Here is a 19947-nt window from a genome sequence, read left to right on the forward strand (position 1 = left end):
ATGCCGAACACGGAAGTTAAGCTCTTCAGCGCCGATGGTAGTTGGGGGCTTCCCCCTGTGAGAGTAGGACGTCGCTATGCACAAAGCACAATCCAAATGGGTTGTGCTTTTTTCATGCAAAAAAACTGAGTAAGCAACAGGTGATAAAGAGCTTTTGGCTCGTAAGAGACAACAACTTCGAAGTATATGCCGATGGACGTGAGAAAGCAACTAGGGAATAACATCAAGTCCCCTTGTGAGAGGAAACCTTTCTTTTTGTAGAACAACATGAAGGGCCATCGAAGAAGTGGCGACTTGGAAAAACGTCCCCGTAGGAAAGAAAGGGTCTAAAGGGACGTCGCTAGGAGCAAGGCACAATGAGGTTGTGCTTTTTTTGTGTGTTTAAAATTACAAAAATACTGTTACGCCGATATATTAAAAGTTACGCCGATATATTAAAATTTACGCCGATATAACCAAAAACTGTGCCGATAAACAAAAGGTTACACCGATATATCAGATCTCTAGCATACTATTTTAAGAAGTCATTAATTTTTTTCATAGTTGGACTTACTTTCATTGCATATTCCATAAATTTATTATAGTTTTTTTCCACTTTGTCAATATCGACTATGCCATCTTCATCACAAAACATGTTTTGGATCTGTTTTGGAATACTAGGTGTTTGAGCTGTTTTTTTAGTCTCTACTTTTTTATCTTTAGATGCTTTTGGCTGTTGGTTTTGTTCTTTTGGTTTAGGGGGTAAAGCATACATAAAATTGGGTGAAAACGGATTTTCCTCTTCAAACTGGTGGTTATCATAGTCAAATGGATTAAACCCTGTTCTCGCAGCACTTCCAGAATTATCAGCTTTATGCTCGCTAAATTCATTCAGATTAGAGCCCATTAGCAGTTTTAATAAAGGGTGGTGTTTATGATTTGGTGGAAACATATTGATTAGCCTCCTAAATGTAAATAAAATGAATTATTTATAAGTTATGTCATGATATATCATCTTGGACGGTCATTTACCTATAGAATTAAAAGAAATAGATTTTGGGTAAATAACCATTTTCCGCAAGTTTGTTTATTTTTATTTGTTTTAGACTGAAGACATAATCAAAGCCTTTATTAAAGACATAGTATATTTGAGTACCCTAGAGTGAGGGGAGTATAGAATGACAAGACAGCACATAGCGGTATCTGGGAGTTGGCTAGATGCGATCGGTCAGTTTCTTTCAGCCATCGGTTATACGTTACAGTTACAAGAGGAAAGGGACATAAATTTAAGAAAAGTTGTCATTGGTGAAGGGGTCCAGGCTGTTGGAAATGCACTGCAGGCCGTTGTGGAGGAAGATCCGATAGCTAGAACAGGTGATTGGATCGAAGCAGGTGGTGCTGCAACGACTTCTATAGCTGTTGCGTTACAACTCGGTGAGGAAAAGCTCGAGTACCAACGATTGGAAGTTCTAGGGGATTCATTACAATCTTTAGGACCAGCTATTTCTGCTTCTGTAGAAGATAATAAAGAAATTTTTGTAGGTCTCTATCTACAATCGATTGGAGCTGCAATTGAAGCCCTTGGAGGCTTAAAGGAAATTCGTGGCTTAGACCGATTGGGCCTACAGTTATCAGCGATTGGTAATTGGATCCAAGTGTTAGGGACTACTATACAAGCGTTGGTGCTAACGAGGGAATTGCTTATTAGTGAACGTGAAGAGCTTCCTAGTAGTGGATAAGAACGAATGAATTTTCAAAGGAAGTTCATTTGTTCTTATTTAGGTTTTTGTTAATAAGAATGTAGTAGAGATCGACAAATACTAGAACTATGATTACCCTAAACCATCTATTTGATTTAGATGGTTTTTTCTAACTCAATGCATTATTTTGAGGGGATTGGTAAATATTATGAGGTAGAGTATACAATGGAAAAAATAGAGAGTTGGTGTAATAAATGCCATCTATATTATCTGTAAGTACAGTAAATCCACCTCATACAATAACGCAAGATGTGACAACTGAATTTGCGAAGGAGTTGTTTGAGTCTGACTTTCAAGATATTGAGAGGTTATTAAAGGCCTTTCAAAATGGACAAATTGAAAAACGAAATTTCTCTGTACCTTTGACATGGTTTAAGGAAGATCACACACTAGAAGAAAAAAATAACTTATATATTGATCAAGCCGTGCAGTTTGGTGCTGAAGCCATGACCGCCTGCTTATCGAGCCGAGATTTTTTACATACCTCTATTGATTATTCAGAAGTTGATGCGATCATATTTATTTCCAGTACAGGAATGGCAACACCTAGTATTGACGCTAGAATTATGAATGTCCTTCCCTTCTCTCCTGATACGAAAAGAATTCCAATATGGGGGTTAGGGTGTGCTGGTGGAGCCGCAGGTTTGAGCAGAGCTTATGAATACTGTCTTGCTTATCCAGAAGCCAAAGTGCTTGTACTATGTATTGAGTTATGCAGCTTAACGTTTCAAAGAAATGATCGCACAAAAAGCAATTTAATTGGAACATCCCTTTTCGCAGATGGAGTTGCTTGTGCTTTAGTTTGTGGAGATCAAGTAGAGGTTCAACGATATGCACATCAAAAAGTTCCATCTATTATAGGGACACAATCATGTTTAATGCCAAAGTCTGAAGATGTTATGGGGTGGGATATAAAAGAAGAAGGATTATACGTTGTCTTTTCAAGAGATATCCCAAACATCATTAGAAAGTGGTTACAACCAGTGATCAAGGAATTTTTAGATGGACATGATCTTACGTTGAAGGATATTGCTTATTTTGTTGCACATCCTGGAGGGAAAAAAGTACTTGAAGCATATGAGGACGCTTTAGGACTTGGTCCAGAATTTACGAGATACTCAAGAGAAGTGCTTCAAGCGAATGGGAATATGTCTTCGCCAACTGTATTATACGTTTTAAAAGAAATAATGAAATTAGATCATAATTCAGAAGAGTGGGGACTTGTAGGTGCCTTAGGACCTGGCTTCTGTTCAGAACTACTATTACTTAAATGGAGTAATTAGGAGGAAGTAGATGGTTTTTTTTATTATCCTTTTTGTTGTAATAACACAAAGATTAGTTGAGTTACTTATTGCTAAATCTAATGAAAAGTGGATGAGAAATAGGGGGGCATATGAAGTTGGACAAGCGCAATATAAATATATCGTCCTCGTGCACGTGTTCTTCTTTATCAGTTTGATTTCTGAAGTTGTCTTTTTACAAAAAACACTGGCTAGTTGGTGGTGGGTACCTTTTGCCTTCTTTATTATTGCCCAATCAATGAGAGTTTGGAGTCTATCTTCTTTGGGACGTTTTTGGAACACAAAAATCATTATCCTTCCAGGAGCAAACGTCGTTGCGAAAGGGCCTTACAAATTTATGAGGCACCCTAACTATGTGATTGTATCGGTAGAGATTTTAATGTTACCGTTAATTTTTCAAGCGTATGCTACAGCTATCTTTTTTACGATTGCTAATGCCTTAGTATTATCGGTTCGTATTTGTCAGGAGGAAGCCGCTTTACAAGAGGCAACAGATTATCAGGAAAAGTTTTCTAGTAGATTTCGTTTTTTTCCCACTATAGAAAAAGAATGATTAAGGTTTCAAAAGTTCATATTTAGGAAAAATATTCAAAAGGTAAAAAGTCTATCTTTTGGATATTTTTTTTGTTATACTAACAAAATTTAAGGCGTCTTTTGGGAAATTTGTAGGAAGAAAATTAGTTGGAGGGGAGTGTTTAATATGATTAGCTGGATACTTGATAATTGGTTCATGATCATTATCATAATTTTAGTGATAAATATTATATATGTCACACTATTTACAATTCGAATGATTTTTACATTAAAAGGACAAAGGTATTTTGCTGCAGGGGTAAGTATTATTGAAGTCATCATTTATATAGTTGGTCTTGGTCTTGTATTAGATAACCTCGATCGTATCGAAAATTTAATTGCGTATGCTGTCGGGTATGCTATAGGTGTACTTATAGGAATGAGAGTAGAAGAAAAACTAGCGTTAGGTTATATTACTGTTAATGTGATCACGAAAGAATATGAGCCAGACATTCCAAATGCTCTTCGTGATAAAGGGTATGGGGTAACAAACTGGGTAGCATACGGCCGTGAAGGAGAACGGTTGATGATGGAAATTTTAACATCACGTAAGTCAGAGGATCATTTATATAAGACGATAAAAGATTTAGATCCTAAAGCATTTATCATTTCTCATGAACCTAAAACCTTTTATGGAGGGTTCTGGGTTAAAGGAATTAGGAGGTAACGATGAGTAAAAAGCGGAAAAAACTGCGTTTTGAAGTAGGGGAGGCAGAATCGATTACGCAATGTCTAGAACGTATGGACAAGGAGGGCTATCGTCCGACAAGGCGAATGGAAGAACCTGTTTTCCAAGAAGTAGCTAAGAATGGAAAAATAGAGGTAGTCCCAGTGAGTCAAAAAATTGTTTTTGAAGGTATACTAAAGGAAGAAGAATAGTCGCATTTCAGCGATAATTGTAAAAAACAGCGTAAAACACGAACATTAATTTTATAAATAAAAATATCGTTCGATTTTCGATTGACAAGTAATCTGACATACTGCTAAGATAAATATATAAATTGAATATGAACGTACCTCATATAAATTTGAGAATAGGCTCAAAAGTTTCTACCTGATAACCGTAAATTGTCAGACTATGAGGGAAAGTAGCTTTTAAGGCCCTAAGTTATTCAGGGGCTTCCAGGTAACTTTTATTTTAAGCCTTACTGTGGTTAACTTTCTCTCAAGTAGAAACCTAGTATAGGCTTATTTTTATGGGAAAATAGAGAAAATAAAAGGTCGATTATGGAGGGACTTAGAGTGAAACCTATGGTCGGAATTATAATGGGTAGTGTTTCAGATTGGGAAACGATGAAACATGCTTGTGATGTATTAGATGAGTTAGGGATAGCCTATGAAAAGCAAGTAGTATCTGCACATCGTACACCAGATTTAATGTTTGAATATGCTGAAACAGCAAAAGAGAAGGGCTTAAAAGTTATTATTGCTGGAGCTGGTGGAGCTGCGCATCTACCTGGTATGGTTGCTGCCAAAACGATCTTACCAGTTATCGGTGTGCCAGTTCAGTCAAAAGCATTAAATGGTCTTGACTCTCTCCTTTCTATCGTACAAATGCCAGGTGGAGTACCAGTCGCAACTGTTGCAATTGGGAAAGCAGGAGCAACGAATGCGGGCTTACTCGCAGCACAGTTCATCGGTGCTTACGATGGCCAAGTTAGCTTAAAGCTTGAAGAGCGAAGAGAAGCTACAAAAAAGCAAGTATTAGAAAGCAGTGAGCAACTATGAGTAACCGTTTAATAGAGCCAGGGCAAACAATTGGAATACTTGGTGGTGGTCAACTCGGAAGGATGATGGCTCTTTCTGCTAGAGAAATGGGATATCAAATTGCTGTTTTAGAACCACAAGAAAATTCACCATGTGGGCAAATTGCTGATGTAGAAGTCGTTGCGAATTACAATGACCTGCAAGGAGCGCAAGAGCTAGCGGCAAAATGTGATGTGCTGACCTATGAATTCGAAAATATTGATAGTGAAACTGCAAGGTGGCTTGATGAAAACTTATACTTACCACAAGGGTATAAGCTTTTAGAAGCAACACAGCATCGTTTAATGGAAAAGAAAGCGATACAAAGTTTAGGTTTGCCAGTAGCTCCTTATAAAGCTGTTAATGAATTAGCAGATTTAGAACAAGGAGTACAGGAGTTAGGTCTGCCAGCCGTATTAAAAACCTGTCGTGGTGGCTATGATGGAAAAGGTCAGTATGTGATTAAGGCAGAAAACCAAGTGCAAGAGGCATTTGAAACGTTAAAAGCAAGTGGTGAACTTGTACTAGAGAAATGGATTACCTTTGAAAAAGAATTATCTGTCATTGTATCGCGTAGTGTTACTGGACAAGCTGAAACCTTTCCAGTTGCTGAAAATATTCATGTGAATAATATTTTGCATCAAACGATTGTTCCTGCAAGGATTGAGGTATGTATTCAAGGACAGGCAAAAGAGATGGCTCTCCGCTTAGCAAGTGGGATGGAGATGGTCGGTACACTCGCGGTTGAAATGTTCTATACGAGTGAAGGAGAACTCTATATAAATGAGCTAGCTCCAAGGCCACATAATTCTGGTCACTACACGATGAATGCATGTGAGACCTCTCAATTTGAACAGCATATTCGTGCTGTATGTGGGTGGCCGCTTGGAAATACGACATTACTAAAGCCTGTAGTGATGGTGAATATTCTTGGTGAGCATCTTCCACAAGTACTACAAAAGATTGGTCAGTTCCAAGATATGAAGCTTCATTTATATGGAAAAGCAGAAGCAAAAAAGGGTCGTAAAATGGGCCATATTAACGTTTTAGCTAATTCAACAGAAGAAGCACTTGGAAAAGTAACAGCCCTTGAAATTTGGTAATTGTGCTAGAATGGCATCGTAATATATTTTTTAATAGATGATGGAGGAAATTAAATGATCGAACGTTATACAAGACCTGAAATGGGTTCAATCTGGACGGACGAAAACCGGTATCAAGCTTGGTTAGAAGTAGAAATTGTTGCATGTGAAGCTTGGGCAGAGTTAGGCATTATTCCTAAAGAGGATGTTCAAAAAATTAGAGAAAATGCTGGGTTTGATGTAAATCGCATTCTTGAAATTGAAGAAGAAACTCGCCATGATGTGGTTGCCTTTACACGTGCCGTTTCAGAAACATTAGGTGAAGAAAGAAAATGGGTTCATTACGGATTAACTTCAACGGACGTAGTTGATACAGCACTTTCATACCTATTAAAGCAAGCTAACGAAATTCTTGAAAAAGATTTAACAAACTTTATTGAAATACTGAAAAATAAAGCGATTGAACATAAAACGACGGTCATGATGGGACGTACTCACGGTGTACACGCGGAACCAACAACATTTGGTTTAAAGCTAGCACTTTGGCATGAAGAAATGAAACGTAACTTAGAACGTTTTAAGTTAGCGGCTGAAGGTGTTCGCTTCGGAAAAATTTCAGGAGCGGTTGGTACGTATGCAAATATTGATCCAGCTGTTGAGCAGTTTGTATGTGAGAAATTAGGGCTTCAAGCAGCACCGATTTCAACACAAACACTACAACGTGACCGCCATGCTGAATATATGGCAACACTAGCGCTTATTGCGACATCTATTGAGAAATTTGCAGTAGAAATCCGTGGATTACAAAAAAGTGAAACACGTGAAGTAGAAGAAGCTTTTGCAAAAGGTCAAAAAGGATCTTCAGCAATGCCACATAAACGTAACCCAATTGGATCTGAAAACATGACAGGCTTGTCACGATTAATTCGCGGCTATATGATGACATCATATGAAAATGTTCCATTATGGCACGAACGCGATATTTCACATTCTTCAGCAGAGCGCGTCATCTTACCAGATGCAACGATTGCTCTAAACTATATGCTAAATCGCTTTGGAAATATCGTTAAGAACTTAACGGTTTTCCCAGAAAACATGAAGCGCAATATGGATAGAACGTATGGCCTTATTTATTCTCAACGCGTCCTTCTTTCGTTAATCGATAAAGGTATGGTTCGTGAAGAAGCCTATGATCTTGTGCAACCTAAAGCGATGGAAGCTTGGGAAAAAGGTATCCAGTTCCGTGAGCTAGTGGAACAAGAAGAAAGAATTACATCACTGCTTTCACCAGAAGAAATTAACGAATGTTTTGACTACAATCATCACTTAAAGCATGTCGATACGATTTTTGAACGTTTAGGATTAGTTTAATATTGATGGGGAGTTATTCTCCCCTTATCCATTCAACTTTCTTAACTACAATTTGGAGGGCTTCACGTGGAAAAAAGAGGCATGTTATACGAAGGTAAAGCAAAAAGAATATTTGAAACAGATGAACAAGATATTCTGTGGATAGAGTATAAAGATGAAGCCACAGCATTTAATGGTGAGAAGAAGGACACGATCATTGGTAAAGGTCGCTTAAATAATGAAATTACTTCGATAATCTTTGAGAGATTGAGAGAAAAAGGTATTGAAAATCATTGGGTAAAAAGACTTTCAGAAACAGAACAACTTGTAAAAAGAGTAACGATTATTCCACTTGAAGTCGTTGTTCGTAACATTATCGCAGGAAGCTTATCAAAGCGTCTAGGTATGGATGAAGGAACAGTAATGGATACACCAATCGTTGAATTTTACTACAAAAATGACGATTTAGGAGATCCTCTCGTTACAGCAGATCACATTCAAGTGTTGAATATTGCAACACCAGAACAGCTTGAAGCAATGCGTGAAAAAGGTTTGCAAGTATATGAAGTTTTAAAAGAAGTGTTTGCAACGATTAATATACGTTTAGTAGATTTCAAACTTGAATTTGGGATGACCAATGATGGTGAGCTGCTTCTTGCAGATGAAGTTTCACCTGATACATGCCGACTTTGGGATAAAGATACAAACCAAAAATTTGATAAAGACGTTTACCGTCGTAACCTAGGAAACTTACAAGATGGATATCAAGAAATTTTAAATCGTTTAGGAGGAACATCATGTACAAAGTAAAAGTATTCGTCACATTAAAAGAAAGCGTATTAGACCCACAAGGAACTGCAGTTAAAGGATCTTTACATGCATTAACGTATAACGAAGTAGAAGACGTTCGTATCGGTAAATATATGGAATTATTAATTGAAAAAAGTGAACAAGACATCGATGCAAGAGTAAAAGAAATGTGTGAAAAGCTTTTAGCTAACACAGTAATTGAAGATTACCGCTTTGAAGTAGAGGAGGCTTAATCTCTATGAAATTTGCAGTTATTGTCTTCCCAGGCTCAAACTGTGATGCAGATATGTACCATGCTATCGCAGATGCGCTTGGTGAGGAAGTAGAATATGTATGGCATGCAGAAACAGACTTAGATAGATTTGACGGAATTTTATTACCAGGTGGCTTTTCGTACGGGGACTATTTACGTTCAGGAGCAATCGCTCGCTTTGCAAATGTAATGGAGTCAGTCATTAAAGCTGCAGAAGCAGGTAAGCCTGTACTTGGTGTATGTAACGGGTTTCAAGTTCTTCTTGAAGCAGGATTATTACCAGGTGCAATGAAGCGTAATGAAAACTTAAAGTTCATTTGTCGTCCTGTTGATTTAGTTGTTGAAAACAATGAAACGATGTTTACTTCAGAATATGAACAAGGCCAAGTAATTTCTATTCCTGTAGCTCACGGTGAAGGGAACTACTATTGTGATGAGGAAACATTTGCTGGCTTAAAAGAAAACAAGCAAATTGTATTCAGCTACCGTACGAACGTAAACGGTTCTCTAGAGCAAATTGCTGGAATTATGAATGAACAAGGAAATGTACTTGGTATGATGCCTCACCCAGAGCGTGCGGTAGAGCCTCTTCTTGGAAGTGAAGATGGACTTAAATTATTTAAATCAATTTTGCGAAATTGGAGGGAAACCCATGTCGCTACATCGTGAACCAACTCCTGAAATGATTAAGGAACAAAAAGTATATGCAGAAATGGGATTAACAGACGAAGAATTTGGTATGGTTGAGTCTATCTTAGGACGATTGCCTAACTATACAGAGATCGGTCTATTCTCCGTTATGTGGTCTGAGCATTGTAGTTATAAAAACTCTAAAGTTCTTCTAAAAAAGTTTCCAGTCACTGGTGAAAAAGTACTTCAAGGTCCTGGTGAAGGTGCGGGAATTATTGATATTGGTGACGAGCAAGCGGTTGTATTTAAAATTGAAAGTCACAACCATCCATCTGCAATTGAACCTTATCAAGGAGCTGCAACAGGTGTAGGTGGAATCCTTCGTGACGTTTTTTCTATGGGAGCTCGACCGATTTCAATCTTAAACTCACTTCGTTTTGGTGAGCTGACTTCACCAAAAGTAAAATATTTATTTGAAGAAGTTGTTGCAGGAATTGCTGGTTACGGTAACTGCGTTGGTGTACCGACAGTTGGTGGGGAAATTCAATTCGACCCTTGTTATGAAGGAAACCCGCTTGTCAATGCTATGTGTGTTGGTTTAATTGACCATAAGGATATAAAAAAAGGACAAGCAAAAGGTGTAGGAAACACAGTGATGTACGTTGGTGCTTCTACAGGGCGTGACGGTATTCACGGGGCAACTTTCGCTTCAGAAGAGCTGAGCGAAGCGTCAGAAGAAAAACGTCCAGCGGTTCAAGTAGGTGATCCGTTCATGGAGAAACTATTACTTGAAGCAAGCCTTGAAATCATTCAATCAGACGCATTAGTTGGGATTCAAGATATGGGAGCTGCTGGTCTTACATCATCTTCAGCAGAGATGGCGAGTAAAGCAGGTTCAGGTATCGTAATGAACTTAGATGAAGTTCCACAACGTGAAAAGAATATGACACCTTATGAAATGATGTTATCCGAGTCTCAGGAACGTATGCTAATTGTTGTTAAAAAAGGAAGAGAAGCTGAAATCCGTGAGATCGTTGAAAAATGGGGCTTAATGTGCCGTGAGATTGGTTATGTAACAGATGATAAAAAGTTACGCCTTCTACACAAAGGTGAAGTGGTTGCCGATGTACCAGTAGATGCACTAGCTGAAGATGCGCCTGTTTATCACAAACCATCTAAAGAGCCAGCTTACTATAGCGAATTCCAAGCACAAGAAAACGTGGCTCCTGAAGTTACGGATGCTAAGGAAACATTAATCAACTTACTTTCACAACCTACGATTGCTAGTAAAGAGTGGGTTTATGATCAATATGATTACATGGTTCAAACAAATACAGTCGTTTCACCTGGTTCTGATGCAGCAGTCGTTCGTATCCGTGGAACAGAAAAAGCATTAGCGATGACAACGGACTGTAACTCTCGCTATTTATATTTAGATCCAGAAGTGGGCGGTAAGATTGCCATTGCAGAAGCAGCACGTAATATCGTATGTTCTGGTGCAGAGCCACTTGGAATTACAGACTGCCTAAACTATGGTAACCCTGAACGACCAGAAATTTTCTGGCAATTAGAAAAGTCAACAGATGGAATGAGCGAAGCTTGTCGAGCATTTGGAGTTCCCGTTATCGGTGGTAACGTTTCTCTTTATAACGAAAGAAGTGGAGAAGCTGTATACCCAACACCTACAATTGGGATGGTCGGTTTAATTGAAAAAACAGAATATATTACAACACAGAACTTCAAAGAAGCTGGAGATGTGATTTACCTTCTAGGTGAAACGAAGAAAGAATTCGGTGGAAGTGAGCTTCAAAAGTTGGTGGAAGGTCGTATTTCAGGTAAAGCACCAACGATTGACCTTGAAGAAGAAAAGAAACGTCAACAACAATTACTACAAGCGATCCGTGCTGGACTTGTTCAATCTGCTCATGATATTGCAGAAGGTGGATTAGGGGTAGCGGTGGCAGAAAGTATGATCGACGGAGAAGTGGGAGCTTCTGTAAACATTGGTGAAGATATCGTTACAGAACTTTTCGCAGAGTCTCAATCTCGTTTTATTGTTACCGTGAAAAAAGAACATCAAGCACAATTCGAACAAATCGTTGATGCGAAAGTTATTGGAGAAGTAACTAACGATAAATTATTATCTATCGCTTCAGTTAACGATGTATTGTTTACTGCAACACAAGAAGAACTTGCTAATGCTTGGAAAGGAGCTATTCCATGCTTGCTGAAATCAAAGGCTTAAATGAAGAGTGTGGGGTATTTGCCGTCTGGGGACATAAAGATGCGGCTCAAATCACGTACTACGGTTTGCATAGCTTGCAACACCGCGGCCAAGAAGGTGCAGGGATTGTCGTTACAGATGGTGAAACATTAACAGCTCATAAAGGGTTAGGTCTTGTTAACGAGGTTTTTGCTTCAAAGGACTTTGAATCGCTTTATGGAAAGGCAGCAATTGGCCACGTTCGCTATGCAACTGCAGGAGGAGGCGGTATCGCTAACGTTCAGCCGCTTCTCTTCCGTTCACAGACAAGTAGTCTCGCTATTGCACATAATGGGAATCTAGTTAATGCCAATCAATTAAAGCACCAACTCGAAAGCATGGGAAGTATTTTTCAATCAACATCAGATACTGAAGTATTAGCTCATCTGATTAAAAGAAGTACTTATCCTCGTTTAGAAGATAAAATGATGAACTCTTTAACAATGATAAAAGGAGCATATGCTTTTGTCGTGTTAACCGAAAATAAATTGATGGTCGCATTAGACCCGAATGGGTTAAGACCACTTTCTTTAGGGAAACTAGGAGATGCGTATGTCGTAGCATCTGAAACTTGTGCTTTTGATGTAGTTGGAGCAAAGTTTGAACGAGAAGTAAAACCAGGTGAAATCATCATTATTGACGATGAGGGAATGAGAACTGAAGTATTTGCTCAGTCCTCTGGGAGAGCAATTTGTAGTATGGAATATATTTACTTTGCTCGTCCTGACAGTAATGTCGATGAGATTAATGTTCATAAAGCGCGAAAAAATTTAGGGAAACAACTTGCCCTGCAAGCACCGATTGAGGCAGATGTCGTGACAGGAGTACCTGATTCAAGTATATCAGCAGCGATTGGATATGCAGAGCAAACGGGAATTCCATACGAACTAGGATTGATTAAAAATCGTTACGTTGGTCGTACATTTATTCAGCCTTCACAAGAGTTGCGTGAACAAGGTGTAAAAATGAAGCTTTCTGCTGTACGGGGTGTAGTAGAAGGTAAACGTGTAGTAATGATTGATGATTCGATCGTACGTGGCACAACTAGTCGAAGAATCGTAAAAATGTTAAGAGAAGCAGGGGCAACGGAAGTTCATGTTCGTATCAGTTCACCACCGATTACAAACCCTTGTTTTTATGGAATAGATACATCTACAAAAGAAGAGCTAATTGCTGCTAGTCATAGTATTGAAGAAATGAGAGATATGATGGGAGCAGATAGCTTAGAGTTTTTAAGTGTTGGAGGAATGCTTGAAGGAATTGGTAGATCAAATGAAGATACCAATTGCGGGCAATGTGTAGCATGTTTTACAGGAAGTTACCCAACAGAAATTTATCCTCATACTATGCACCCTCACGATAAGTGCTAGAGTACGTGGACAGGAGGAAAAACGATGTCTGAAGCATATAAAAAAGCTGGAGTCGATATAGAAGCTGGCTATGAAGCAGTAGAACGTATGAAAAAGCATGTAGCTAGAACGAAACGTCCTGAAGTTTTAGGTGGCTTAGGATCATTCGGAGGAATGTTTGACCTTTCAAAGTTTAACTTTAAGGAACCTGTACTCGTCTCTGGAACGGACGGAGTAGGAACAAAGCTCATGCTTGCATTTATGATGGATAAACACGATACAATTGGAATTGACGCCGTTGCAATGTGTGTTAATGATATCGTCGTTCAAGGAGCTGAACCACTTTATTTCCTTGATTACATCGCTTGTGGAAAAGCTGTACCTGAACGAATTGAAGCGATCGTTAAAGGTATAGCAGATGGCTGTGAACAAGCAGGCTGTGCGATCGTTGGTGGAGAAACTGCAGAAATGCCTGGAATGTATTCTGAAGAAGAGTATGACTTAGCTGGATTTGCTGTTGGAATCGGGGAAAAGTCTAAACTAATTACAGGTAATGATATTGAAGAAGGCGATGTCATCATTGGCCTTGCTTCTAATGGGCTTCATTCTAATGGTTTTTCACTAGTACGAAAGGTTTTACTAGAACAAGCACAATTGCCATTACAAGAAGAGGTTTCTAGTTTAGGAAGAACTTTAGGTGAAGAATTATTACAGCCTACGAGAATATACGTGAAACCACTACTTGAAGTGATGAAAAACTACGAAGTTAAAGGTCTTGCACATATTACTGGTGGCGGATTCTATGAAAATATTCCGAGAATGCTACCAGACGGTGTAGGTGTCCATATTGACTTTGGTTCATGGCCTATACACCCAATTTTCGAATTAATCCAACAAAAAGGTGAAATAACAAATAAAGATATGTTTTCAACATTTAACATGGGGATCGGTATGGCGGTCGTCGTCTCTGAAAGTGAGATGCACCCTGTTCTTCAAAAGTTAAATGAGTCTGGTGAAAAAGCATATATTATTGGACGAGTAACTAAAGAAGCGGGAGTTTCTATTGGAGGACTCGAGTAATGAAAAAAATAGCCGTTTTCGCTTCTGGAAGTGGGTCTAATTTTCAAGCGATAATTAATGAGATTGAGCGAGGGGAGCTAAGTGCTCACATCGCTCTTCTCGTTTGTGATAAATCTGAAGCCAAGGCTATTGAAAGGGCAGAAACTCACGGAATTGACATGTTTGTTTTTAACCCAAAAGCCTATGCGAGTAAAGAAGAATTTGAACAAGAAATTATTAATGAATTACAAAAAAGAGATGTCGAGTTTATCGTCCTTGCAGGATATATGCGACTGATTGGCGCTACGCTATTGCGTGCCTATGAAGGAAAAATTGTCAATATTCACCCTTCTTTATTGCCATCTTTTCCTGGAAAAGATGCAATTGGACAAGCCCTTCTTGCAGGTGTAAAAGTAACAGGGGTTACGATCCATTATGTTGATGAAGGAATGGACACTGGACAAATTATTGCTCAAGAAGCGGTTACTATAGACGAAAATGAAACAAGAGAAACATTAACGACGAAAATTCAACAGGTAGAGCATCGCCTGTATTATAAAACTTTAAAAGATCTTTTATCGATATAAGGGAGGACACTAAGATGGCAGTCAAACGTGCATTAGTTAGTGTGTCAAATAAAGAAGGGATCGTTCCTTTTGTTCAACAATTAGTGGAGTTAGGTGTAGAGGTTGTTTCAACTGGAGGAACAAGAAAAGCCCTAGAAGAAGCTGGTGTTAATGTCATTGGAATTTCTGAGGTAACAGGGTTTCCAGAGATATTAGACGGACGTGTAAAAACATTACATCCTAATATTCACGGTGGTCTTTTAGCGATGCGTGAAAGTGATGACCACCTTTCACAACTTCAAGAGCATAATATTACTCCGATTGACTTAGTTGTTGTTAACTTATACCCATTCCAACAGACGATTGCAAAGCCTGACGTTACGTTTGCTGATGCAATCGAAAACATAGATATTGGCGGTCCGAGCATGCTACGTGCTGCTGCGAAAAACCACGCACACGTAACTGTTGTTGTAGACCCAGTCGATTACCAGACAGTTATCGCTCAACTAAAGGAAGATAGTAAAGTTGCAGAAGATACTCGTAAAAAATTAGCTGCTAAGGTATTCCGTCATACAGCAGCTTACGATGCGGTAATTGCTGAATACTTAACTAAAGAAGTAAAGGAAGAAAACCCTGAATCATTAACAGTAACGTTTGAGAAGAAACAAGATCTTCGTTACGGGGAAAACCCACATCAAAAAGCTGCCTTTTATCGCAAACCACTTGGGCCGACAACGTCAATCGCACAAGCAGAGCAACTTCACGGTAAAGAGTTGTCTTATAACAATATTAACGATGCTGATGCAGCAGTAGCCATCGTTAAAGAATTCCAAGAGCCAGCAGTAGTTGCGATTAAGCATATGAACCCTTGTGGTGTTGGTGTTGGAGAAACAATTGAACAAGCGTATGATAAAGCATATGAAGCAGATCCAGTATCTATCTTTGGTGGCATCATTGCGGCTAACCGCGAAGTAGATCGTGAAACTGCTCTAAAAATGAAAGAAATTTTCCTAGAAATTATCATAGCGCCTTCATTTACAGCAGAAGCTTTAGAAATATTAACAACGAAGAAAAATTTACGACTATTAACGTTACCAATTGAAAAAGCTAATAAGGCTGAGATGAAACTAACAACGATCCACGGCGGTGCACTCGTACAAGAGGAAGATACTTTTGGTTTAGATGAAGCTACAATTAGTGTACCTACAAAGCGTGAGCCAACTGAAGAAGAGTGGAAGGCACTAAAATTAGCTTGGAAAGTTGTAAAGCACGTAAAGTCAAACGCAATTGTTTTAGCTAAAAATGAAATGACAATTGGTGTAGGTGCAGGTCAAATGAACCGAGTAGGTGCAGCGAAAATTGCTATTGAACAAGCTGGACAAGAAGCAAGCGGAGCTGTAATGGGTTCAGATGCCTTCTTCCCAATGAGTGATACAGTAGAAGAAGCAGGAAAAGCAGGAATTACTGCGATTATTCAACCAGGTGGATCTATTCGTGACGAAGATTCCATTAAAAAAGCCGATGAGTTAGGCATTGCGATGGTATTTACAGGAGTTCGTCATTTTAAACACTAATCAGAAGGAGGGAAATGTTTCATGAAAGTACTAATCGTAGGTAGTGGTGGTCGTGAGCATACAATGGCTTGGAAAGTTGAACAAAGCCCAAAAGTAGAACAAGTATTTGTTGCACCAGGAAATGCAGGAATGAAGGATGTAGCTACAATTGTTCAGATTTCGGAGAATGATCACGAACAACTAATTGATTTTGCAAAAAAAGAGCAAATTGATTTAACGATTGTTGGACCTGAAGCACCTTTGTTGGACGGGATTGTCAATCGTTTTAAAGACGCAGGCTTAAAGATCTTTGGTCCAGAAAAAGAAGCGGCTTTAATCGAAGGAAGTAAATCGTTTGCTAAAGAAATCATGCATAAATACAATATCCCAACAGGTTATTATGAGACATTTACTTCGTACGAAGAAGCAAAAGCATATGTAGAGAAAATGGGAGCACCAATTGTTATTAAAGCTGATGGGTTGGCAGCTGGTAAGGGTGTTGTCGTGGCGATGACGATTGAAGAGGCGACAAAAGCTCTATACGAAATGCTTGAAAACAATCAATTTGGAAAAGCAAGTGCAAAAGTAGTTATTGAAGAGTATCTAGCAGGAGAAGAGCTTTCTTTAATGGCATTCGTTCATGATGATATTGTCCTTCCAATGGTAGGCGCCCAAGATCACAAGCGAGCATATGATAATGACGAAGGACCAAATACGGGTGGTATGGGAGCTTATTCACCAGTTCCACAATTTAATGACGCTTCAGTTCAAGAAGCGGTTGAAAAGGTATTGCAACCAATGGCTAATGCTATGATTGCTGAAGGACGTAGCTTTACTGGAATTTTATATGCAGGCCTAATGATGACTGATAAAGGACCTAAAGTAATTGAATTTAATGCTCGCTTTGGTGATCCTGAAACTCAAGTGGTATTACCTCGTTTAGTTTCAGACATGGTTGATGTTATTAATGGTCTTCTAGCTGGTGATAAAGTTGAATTAACATGGTCAGAGGAAGCTGTTGTTGGTGTTGTAATGGCTTCAAAAGGCTATCCATTAGCTTATGAAAAAGGTGCTGTAATTGATGGACTTGAAGATGTAGATTCACAAACACTTGTTTTCCATGCTGGAACAAAATTAGAAAAAGATCAGCTTGTAACAAATGGCGGAAGAGTCTTACTAGTAGCTCGTAAAGACAGTAGCTTACAAGCAGCTCAAGAAAAAGTGTACGAAGAGATTACAAAAGTTAAAAGTGATGGCTTATTTTACCGAAAAGACATTGGAAACAAGGCTATCGGGCGCGCTTTTTCCTCATAAATAGATAAATTATCGCAACGATTGAACCTATGATTGAGGCATAAATAAATAAAGAATCAATTGCAAATTCCATGAAATTTCATCTCCTTTTAATAACAGAGGCATACTCAATCTATTTGAGTAGCCTCTTTTTAACATGATTTATATAGTTAGCTCATACAGTAATAAATGACCTTAAAAAGGATTCATCGATTCCTGAAGTTTTTCACTATCAACAGTCGTTTGCTCTTCATTATTATTATTTTGTTTTTTAATTTGTACAACTTGTTCCTCAAACAAATATGTTAAGGGGCAAAAACGAGTAAAACCTTCTGCAACTTTCATTGCACCCATCATTGCGGCGAACAATGGCATACTGCTATATGGCTTTTTAACTAACCTTGCCGTTGCGTATGCAAGTACTGTAAAGCCACAAGTAATTCGAACAAATGCATTAATCATTCCAATATTTGGTTTCATTGAGCAGACAACACCTTTCTGACAGACTATTTTGTAAAATTTCTTATAAATTGTACAACTTTAATGTGTTAAACGGTGAAAATATGGTACGATAATATAAATAGCTCAAATTAGAAATGGGTGAAGATAAAATGGCTGAACGTATCTATCGTTGGACAAAGAAACTATTAAGACAACAACTAGCGGTCATTCGTGGAGAGTTAGCCCCTACTGTTGTATTAAAAAATGCAACTTATCTTAACAGTGTAAGAAAGAAATGGCTTAAAGCCCATATATGGATTTTTCAAGATCGAATAGTCTACGTTGGCGACCAAATGCCTACACAAGTGAAAGGGACTTCTATCGTTGATTGCAGTGACCAATATATCGTACCAGGATATATTGAACCTCACGCACATCCTTTTCAGTTATATAATCCCCATAGCTTTGCTAAATATGCATCGACTCGTGGGACAACAACATTGATTAATGATAATCTGATGTTCTTTTTACATCTTGAAAAAAAGAAAGCGCTTACGCTAATTGAGGAACTAGACGAACTACCGACTTCAATGTACTGGTGGTGCCGTTACGATGCACAGACGGAACTAGACGGAGAAGAAGAATGTTTTTCGAATTCAAGAATGAAAGCGTGGCTAGAACACCATCTCGTCGTCCAAGGGGGAGAACTAACGTCTTGGCCAAAAGTGTTAAGTGGAGACGATTCCATTCTTCATTGGATGCAAGAAACGCGCCGGTTACGTAAACCGATAGAAGGACACTTTCCTGGTGCTTCTGAACGAACGCTTACTCAAATGGCATTATTGGGAGTAACGTCTGACCATGAAGCGATGACAGGTGAAGATGCAGTGATGAGATTAAATTTAGGCTATACAACCTCCTTGCGTCATTCGTCTATTCGTCCAGATTTACCAAAGTTACTAACAGAAATGCTTGAATTAGGTGTGGATGATTTTTCAAACTGTTTATATACAACGGATGGTTCAACCCCAACATTTTATGAACAGGGGGTTATTGATCATTTAATTAATATTGCGATTGAAAGTGGCGTTCCTGTAGTCGAGGCTTATAACATGGCAACTTATAATGTAGCTAAATATTATAATTTAGATTACAAAATCGGAATGATTGCCCCAGGTAGAATTGCTCATCTTAACTTTTTATCAGCAAAAGAAAATCCTGTACCTGTATCAGTCATGGCAAAAGGGCAATGGGTTTTACGTGATAATGAAGTTGTTGAAGAATATGAAAGCTTTCCATGGGCTCAATACGATATGCATCCATTAGAGTTGGATTGGGACATAACGGAGGAGGACCTTCATTTCTCAATGCCGATGGGAATTGAACTTGTTAATTCAGTCATTCTGAAGCCTTTTCAAATTTCAGTTGAAGGTACAGGCGAACATTTATCTATGGATCACTGTGAGAGTTTTTTTGTTTTACTCGATCGTAAGGGTAAGTGGAGAATTAATACAATTATTAAAGGATTCGGAAATAAGATTTCTGGTTTTGCTAGTTCATTTTCAAATACAGGAGATATCGTTTTAATCGGTAAAGATAAAAAAGATATGATGTTTGCTTTTGAACAGTTAAAACAACAAGGAGGAGGCATCGTCCTTGTAGAAGATGGAGAAGTCATTAGTAGCATTCCTTTAGGTTTAATGGGAATTATGTCCAATCAGTCAATGGAATTAGTGATTGAAAGTGAAAAACATCTAGTTAAAGAACTGAAGGAACGTGGGTATTCGTATGAAGACCCAATTTACAGTTTATTATTTTTCTCTTCAACTCATTTACCTTATATCCGGGTAACGCAGCATGGAATATATGATGTTTATAATAAAAAAGTACTCTTTCCTTCAATTATGCGTTAAACTATTAAAGAACATTTTTATTATTT

At 38.4% G+C, this 19947-nt stretch carries 21 protein-coding genes, 1 rRNA gene and 1 riboswitch; of the genes, 19 read left to right on the forward strand and 3 right to left on the reverse strand.

The window, feature by feature from the left end:
- Positions 1 to 80 (forward strand): 5S ribosomal RNA (gene rrf / locus GKP30_RS24085); the annotation flags it as partial.
- A gap of 431 nt (positions 81 to 511) precedes the next feature.
- Here rrf and GKP30_RS14570 read toward each other — a convergent pair.
- Complete coding sequence (locus tag GKP30_RS14570) at positions 512 to 931, reverse strand: YppG family protein (protein ID WP_216830186.1); 420 nt, start codon at positions 929 to 931, stop codon at positions 512 to 514.
- Positions 932 to 1157: 226 nt separating this feature from the next.
- Here GKP30_RS14570 and GKP30_RS14575 point away from each other — a divergent pair, with 226 nt between their 5' ends.
- From GKP30_RS14575 to purD, 17 genes are all read left to right on the forward strand, one after another.
- The gene (locus GKP30_RS14575; RefSeq protein WP_216830187.1) at positions 1158 to 1718 is read left to right on the forward strand and encodes a DUF6944 family repetitive protein; all 561 of its coding nucleotides are present in this window, start codon (positions 1158 to 1160) and stop codon (positions 1716 to 1718) included.
- A gap of 215 nt (positions 1719 to 1933) precedes the next feature.
- Positions 1934 to 3022 (forward strand): type III polyketide synthase, encoded by a 1089-nt coding sequence (locus GKP30_RS14580; protein WP_216830188.1) that lies wholly within the window; start codon positions 1934 to 1936, stop codon positions 3020 to 3022.
- 10 nt (positions 3023 to 3032) lie between these two features.
- Positions 3033 to 3593 carry an isoprenylcysteine carboxyl methyltransferase family protein gene (locus GKP30_RS14585; protein ID WP_216830189.1) on the forward strand — a complete coding sequence of 187 codons (561 nt, stop codon included), beginning with the start codon at positions 3033 to 3035 and terminating at the stop codon, positions 3591 to 3593.
- Between the two features lie 147 nt (positions 3594 to 3740).
- Positions 3741 to 4280, forward strand: coding sequence for a DUF2179 domain-containing protein (locus GKP30_RS14590; RefSeq protein ID WP_216830190.1), 540 nt, complete (start codon positions 3741 to 3743; stop codon positions 4278 to 4280).
- A gap of 2 nt (positions 4281 to 4282) precedes the next feature.
- Positions 4283 to 4492 carry an NETI motif-containing protein gene (locus GKP30_RS14595; RefSeq protein ID WP_216830191.1) on the forward strand — a complete coding sequence of 70 codons (210 nt, stop codon included), beginning with the start codon at positions 4283 to 4285 and terminating at the stop codon, positions 4490 to 4492.
- 119 nt (positions 4493 to 4611) lie between these two features.
- Positions 4612 to 4712: riboswitch (purine riboswitch) on the forward strand.
- A gap of 143 nt (positions 4713 to 4855) precedes the next feature.
- On the forward strand, positions 4856 to 5341 hold the full coding sequence (purE, locus tag GKP30_RS14600) for a 5-(carboxyamino)imidazole ribonucleotide mutase (RefSeq protein WP_216830192.1): 486 nt from the start codon (positions 4856 to 4858) through the stop codon (positions 5339 to 5341).
- Positions 5338 to 6462 carry a 5-(carboxyamino)imidazole ribonucleotide synthase gene (gene purK / locus GKP30_RS14605; RefSeq protein ID WP_216830193.1) on the forward strand — a complete coding sequence of 375 codons (1125 nt, stop codon included), beginning with the start codon at positions 5338 to 5340 and terminating at the stop codon, positions 6460 to 6462. The genes purE and purK overlap by 4 nt, the downstream gene beginning before the upstream one ends.
- Before the next feature lie 54 nt (positions 6463 to 6516).
- Complete coding sequence (purB, locus tag GKP30_RS14610; protein WP_216830194.1) at positions 6517 to 7812, forward strand: adenylosuccinate lyase; 1296 nt, start codon at positions 6517 to 6519, stop codon at positions 7810 to 7812.
- Positions 7813 to 7878: 66 nt separating this feature from the next.
- The gene (gene purC / locus GKP30_RS14615) at positions 7879 to 8601 is read left to right on the forward strand and encodes a phosphoribosylaminoimidazolesuccinocarboxamide synthase (protein ID WP_216830195.1); all 723 of its coding nucleotides are present in this window, start codon (positions 7879 to 7881) and stop codon (positions 8599 to 8601) included.
- Positions 8589 to 8834, forward strand: coding sequence for a phosphoribosylformylglycinamidine synthase subunit PurS (gene purS / locus GKP30_RS14620; RefSeq protein ID WP_216830196.1), 246 nt, complete (start codon positions 8589 to 8591; stop codon positions 8832 to 8834). Before purC ends, purS begins: the two co-directional genes overlap by 13 nt.
- Before the next feature lie 5 nt (positions 8835 to 8839).
- The gene (purQ, locus tag GKP30_RS14625) at positions 8840 to 9523 is read left to right on the forward strand and encodes a phosphoribosylformylglycinamidine synthase subunit PurQ (protein ID WP_216830197.1); all 684 of its coding nucleotides are present in this window, start codon (positions 8840 to 8842) and stop codon (positions 9521 to 9523) included.
- A complete protein-coding gene (gene purL, locus GKP30_RS14630; RefSeq protein WP_216830198.1) occupies positions 9507 to 11729 on the forward strand; it encodes a phosphoribosylformylglycinamidine synthase subunit PurL in 2223 nt (740 codons plus the stop codon). Before purQ ends, purL begins: the two co-directional genes overlap by 17 nt.
- Positions 11705 to 13117, forward strand: a complete 1413-nt coding sequence (purF, locus tag GKP30_RS14635) for an amidophosphoribosyltransferase (RefSeq protein ID WP_216830199.1) — start codon at positions 11705 to 11707, stop codon at positions 13115 to 13117. Before purL ends, purF begins: the two co-directional genes overlap by 25 nt.
- Positions 13118 to 13141: 24 nt before the next feature.
- Positions 13142 to 14176: a phosphoribosylformylglycinamidine cyclo-ligase gene (purM, locus tag GKP30_RS14640; RefSeq protein WP_216830200.1), complete on the forward strand. Its 1035-nt coding sequence runs from the start codon at positions 13142 to 13144 to the stop codon at positions 14174 to 14176.
- Positions 14176 to 14742 (forward strand): phosphoribosylglycinamide formyltransferase, encoded by a 567-nt coding sequence (gene purN, locus GKP30_RS14645; protein WP_216830201.1) that lies wholly within the window; start codon positions 14176 to 14178, stop codon positions 14740 to 14742. The genes purM and purN overlap by 1 nt, the downstream gene beginning before the upstream one ends.
- Before the next feature lie 14 nt (positions 14743 to 14756).
- Entirely contained in the window at positions 14757 to 16295 is a 1539-nt protein-coding gene (gene purH, locus GKP30_RS14650; RefSeq protein ID WP_216830202.1) for a bifunctional phosphoribosylaminoimidazolecarboxamide formyltransferase/IMP cyclohydrolase, read from the forward strand.
- 21 nt (positions 16296 to 16316) lie between these two features.
- Complete coding sequence (gene purD / locus GKP30_RS14655; RefSeq protein ID WP_216830203.1) at positions 16317 to 17588, forward strand: phosphoribosylamine--glycine ligase; 1272 nt, start codon at positions 16317 to 16319, stop codon at positions 17586 to 17588.
- On the opposite strand, the gene GKP30_RS24025 is transcribed toward purD, so the two are convergent.
- Positions 17563 to 17661 (reverse strand): EYxxD motif small membrane protein, encoded by a 99-nt coding sequence (locus GKP30_RS24025; RefSeq protein WP_407928622.1) that lies wholly within the window; start codon positions 17659 to 17661, stop codon positions 17563 to 17565. The two genes, purD and GKP30_RS24025, sit on opposite strands and share 26 nt — an antisense overlap.
- Positions 17662 to 17762: 101 nt before the next feature.
- A complete protein-coding gene (locus tag GKP30_RS14660; RefSeq protein WP_216830204.1) occupies positions 17763 to 18047 on the reverse strand; it encodes a YgaP family membrane protein in 285 nt (94 codons plus the stop codon).
- A 131-nt stretch (positions 18048 to 18178) separates the two neighbouring features.
- Between GKP30_RS14660 and GKP30_RS14665 the strand changes: the two genes are divergently transcribed.
- Complete coding sequence (locus GKP30_RS14665) at positions 18179 to 19921, forward strand: adenine deaminase C-terminal domain-containing protein (RefSeq protein WP_216830205.1); 1743 nt, start codon at positions 18179 to 18181, stop codon at positions 19919 to 19921.
- The last annotated feature ends 26 nt before the right edge of the window (positions 19922 to 19947 follow it).

The sequence above is a fragment of the Alkalihalobacterium elongatum genome, from assembly GCF_019024285.1.
GTDB classification, from domain to species: Bacteria; Bacillota; Bacilli; order Bacillales; family Bacillaceae_F; genus Alkalihalobacterium; species Alkalihalobacterium elongatum.

Excerpts from the sequence above, each read along its gene's own strand:
- GKP30_RS14570 (WP_216830186.1), bottom strand. The coding sequence starts at position 931 with ATGTTTCCACCAAATCATAAACACCACCCTTTATTAAAACTGCTAATG.
- GKP30_RS14660 (WP_216830204.1), bottom strand. The coding sequence starts at position 18,047 with ATGAAACCAAATATTGGAATGATTAATGCATTTGTTCGAATTACTTGT.
- purH (WP_216830202.1), top strand. The coding sequence starts at position 14,757 with ATGGCAGTCAAACGTGCATTAGTTAGTGTGTCAAATAAAGAAGGGATC.
- purN (WP_216830201.1), top strand. The coding sequence starts at position 14,176 with ATGAAAAAAATAGCCGTTTTCGCTTCTGGAAGTGGGTCTAATTTTCAA.
- purK (WP_216830193.1), top strand. The coding sequence starts at position 5,338 with ATGAGTAACCGTTTAATAGAGCCAGGGCAAACAATTGGAATACTTGGT.
- GKP30_RS14665 (WP_216830205.1), top strand. The coding sequence starts at position 18,179 with ATGGCTGAACGTATCTATCGTTGGACAAAGAAACTATTAAGACAACAA.
- GKP30_RS14590 (WP_216830190.1), top strand. The coding sequence starts at position 3,741 with ATGATTAGCTGGATACTTGATAATTGGTTCATGATCATTATCATAATT.
- GKP30_RS14580 (WP_216830188.1), top strand. The coding sequence starts at position 1,934 with ATGCCATCTATATTATCTGTAAGTACAGTAAATCCACCTCATACAATA.
- purB (WP_216830194.1), top strand. The coding sequence starts at position 6,517 with ATGATCGAACGTTATACAAGACCTGAAATGGGTTCAATCTGGACGGAC.
- purS (WP_216830196.1), top strand. The coding sequence starts at position 8,589 with ATGTACAAAGTAAAAGTATTCGTCACATTAAAAGAAAGCGTATTAGAC.
- GKP30_RS14575 (WP_216830187.1), top strand. The coding sequence starts at position 1,158 with ATGACAAGACAGCACATAGCGGTATCTGGGAGTTGGCTAGATGCGATC.
- GKP30_RS14595 (WP_216830191.1), top strand. The coding sequence starts at position 4,283 with ATGAGTAAAAAGCGGAAAAAACTGCGTTTTGAAGTAGGGGAGGCAGAA.
- purQ (WP_216830197.1), top strand. The coding sequence starts at position 8,840 with ATGAAATTTGCAGTTATTGTCTTCCCAGGCTCAAACTGTGATGCAGAT.
- purM (WP_216830200.1), top strand. The coding sequence starts at position 13,142 with ATGTCTGAAGCATATAAAAAAGCTGGAGTCGATATAGAAGCTGGCTAT.
- purL (WP_216830198.1), top strand. The coding sequence starts at position 9,507 with ATGTCGCTACATCGTGAACCAACTCCTGAAATGATTAAGGAACAAAAA.
- GKP30_RS24025 (WP_407928622.1), bottom strand. The coding sequence starts at position 17,661 with ATGGAATTTGCAATTGATTCTTTATTTATTTATGCCTCAATCATAGGT.
- GKP30_RS14585 (WP_216830189.1), top strand. The coding sequence starts at position 3,033 with ATGGTTTTTTTTATTATCCTTTTTGTTGTAATAACACAAAGATTAGTT.
- purD (WP_216830203.1), top strand. The coding sequence starts at position 16,317 with ATGAAAGTACTAATCGTAGGTAGTGGTGGTCGTGAGCATACAATGGCT.
- purF (WP_216830199.1), top strand. The coding sequence starts at position 11,705 with ATGCTTGCTGAAATCAAAGGCTTAAATGAAGAGTGTGGGGTATTTGCC.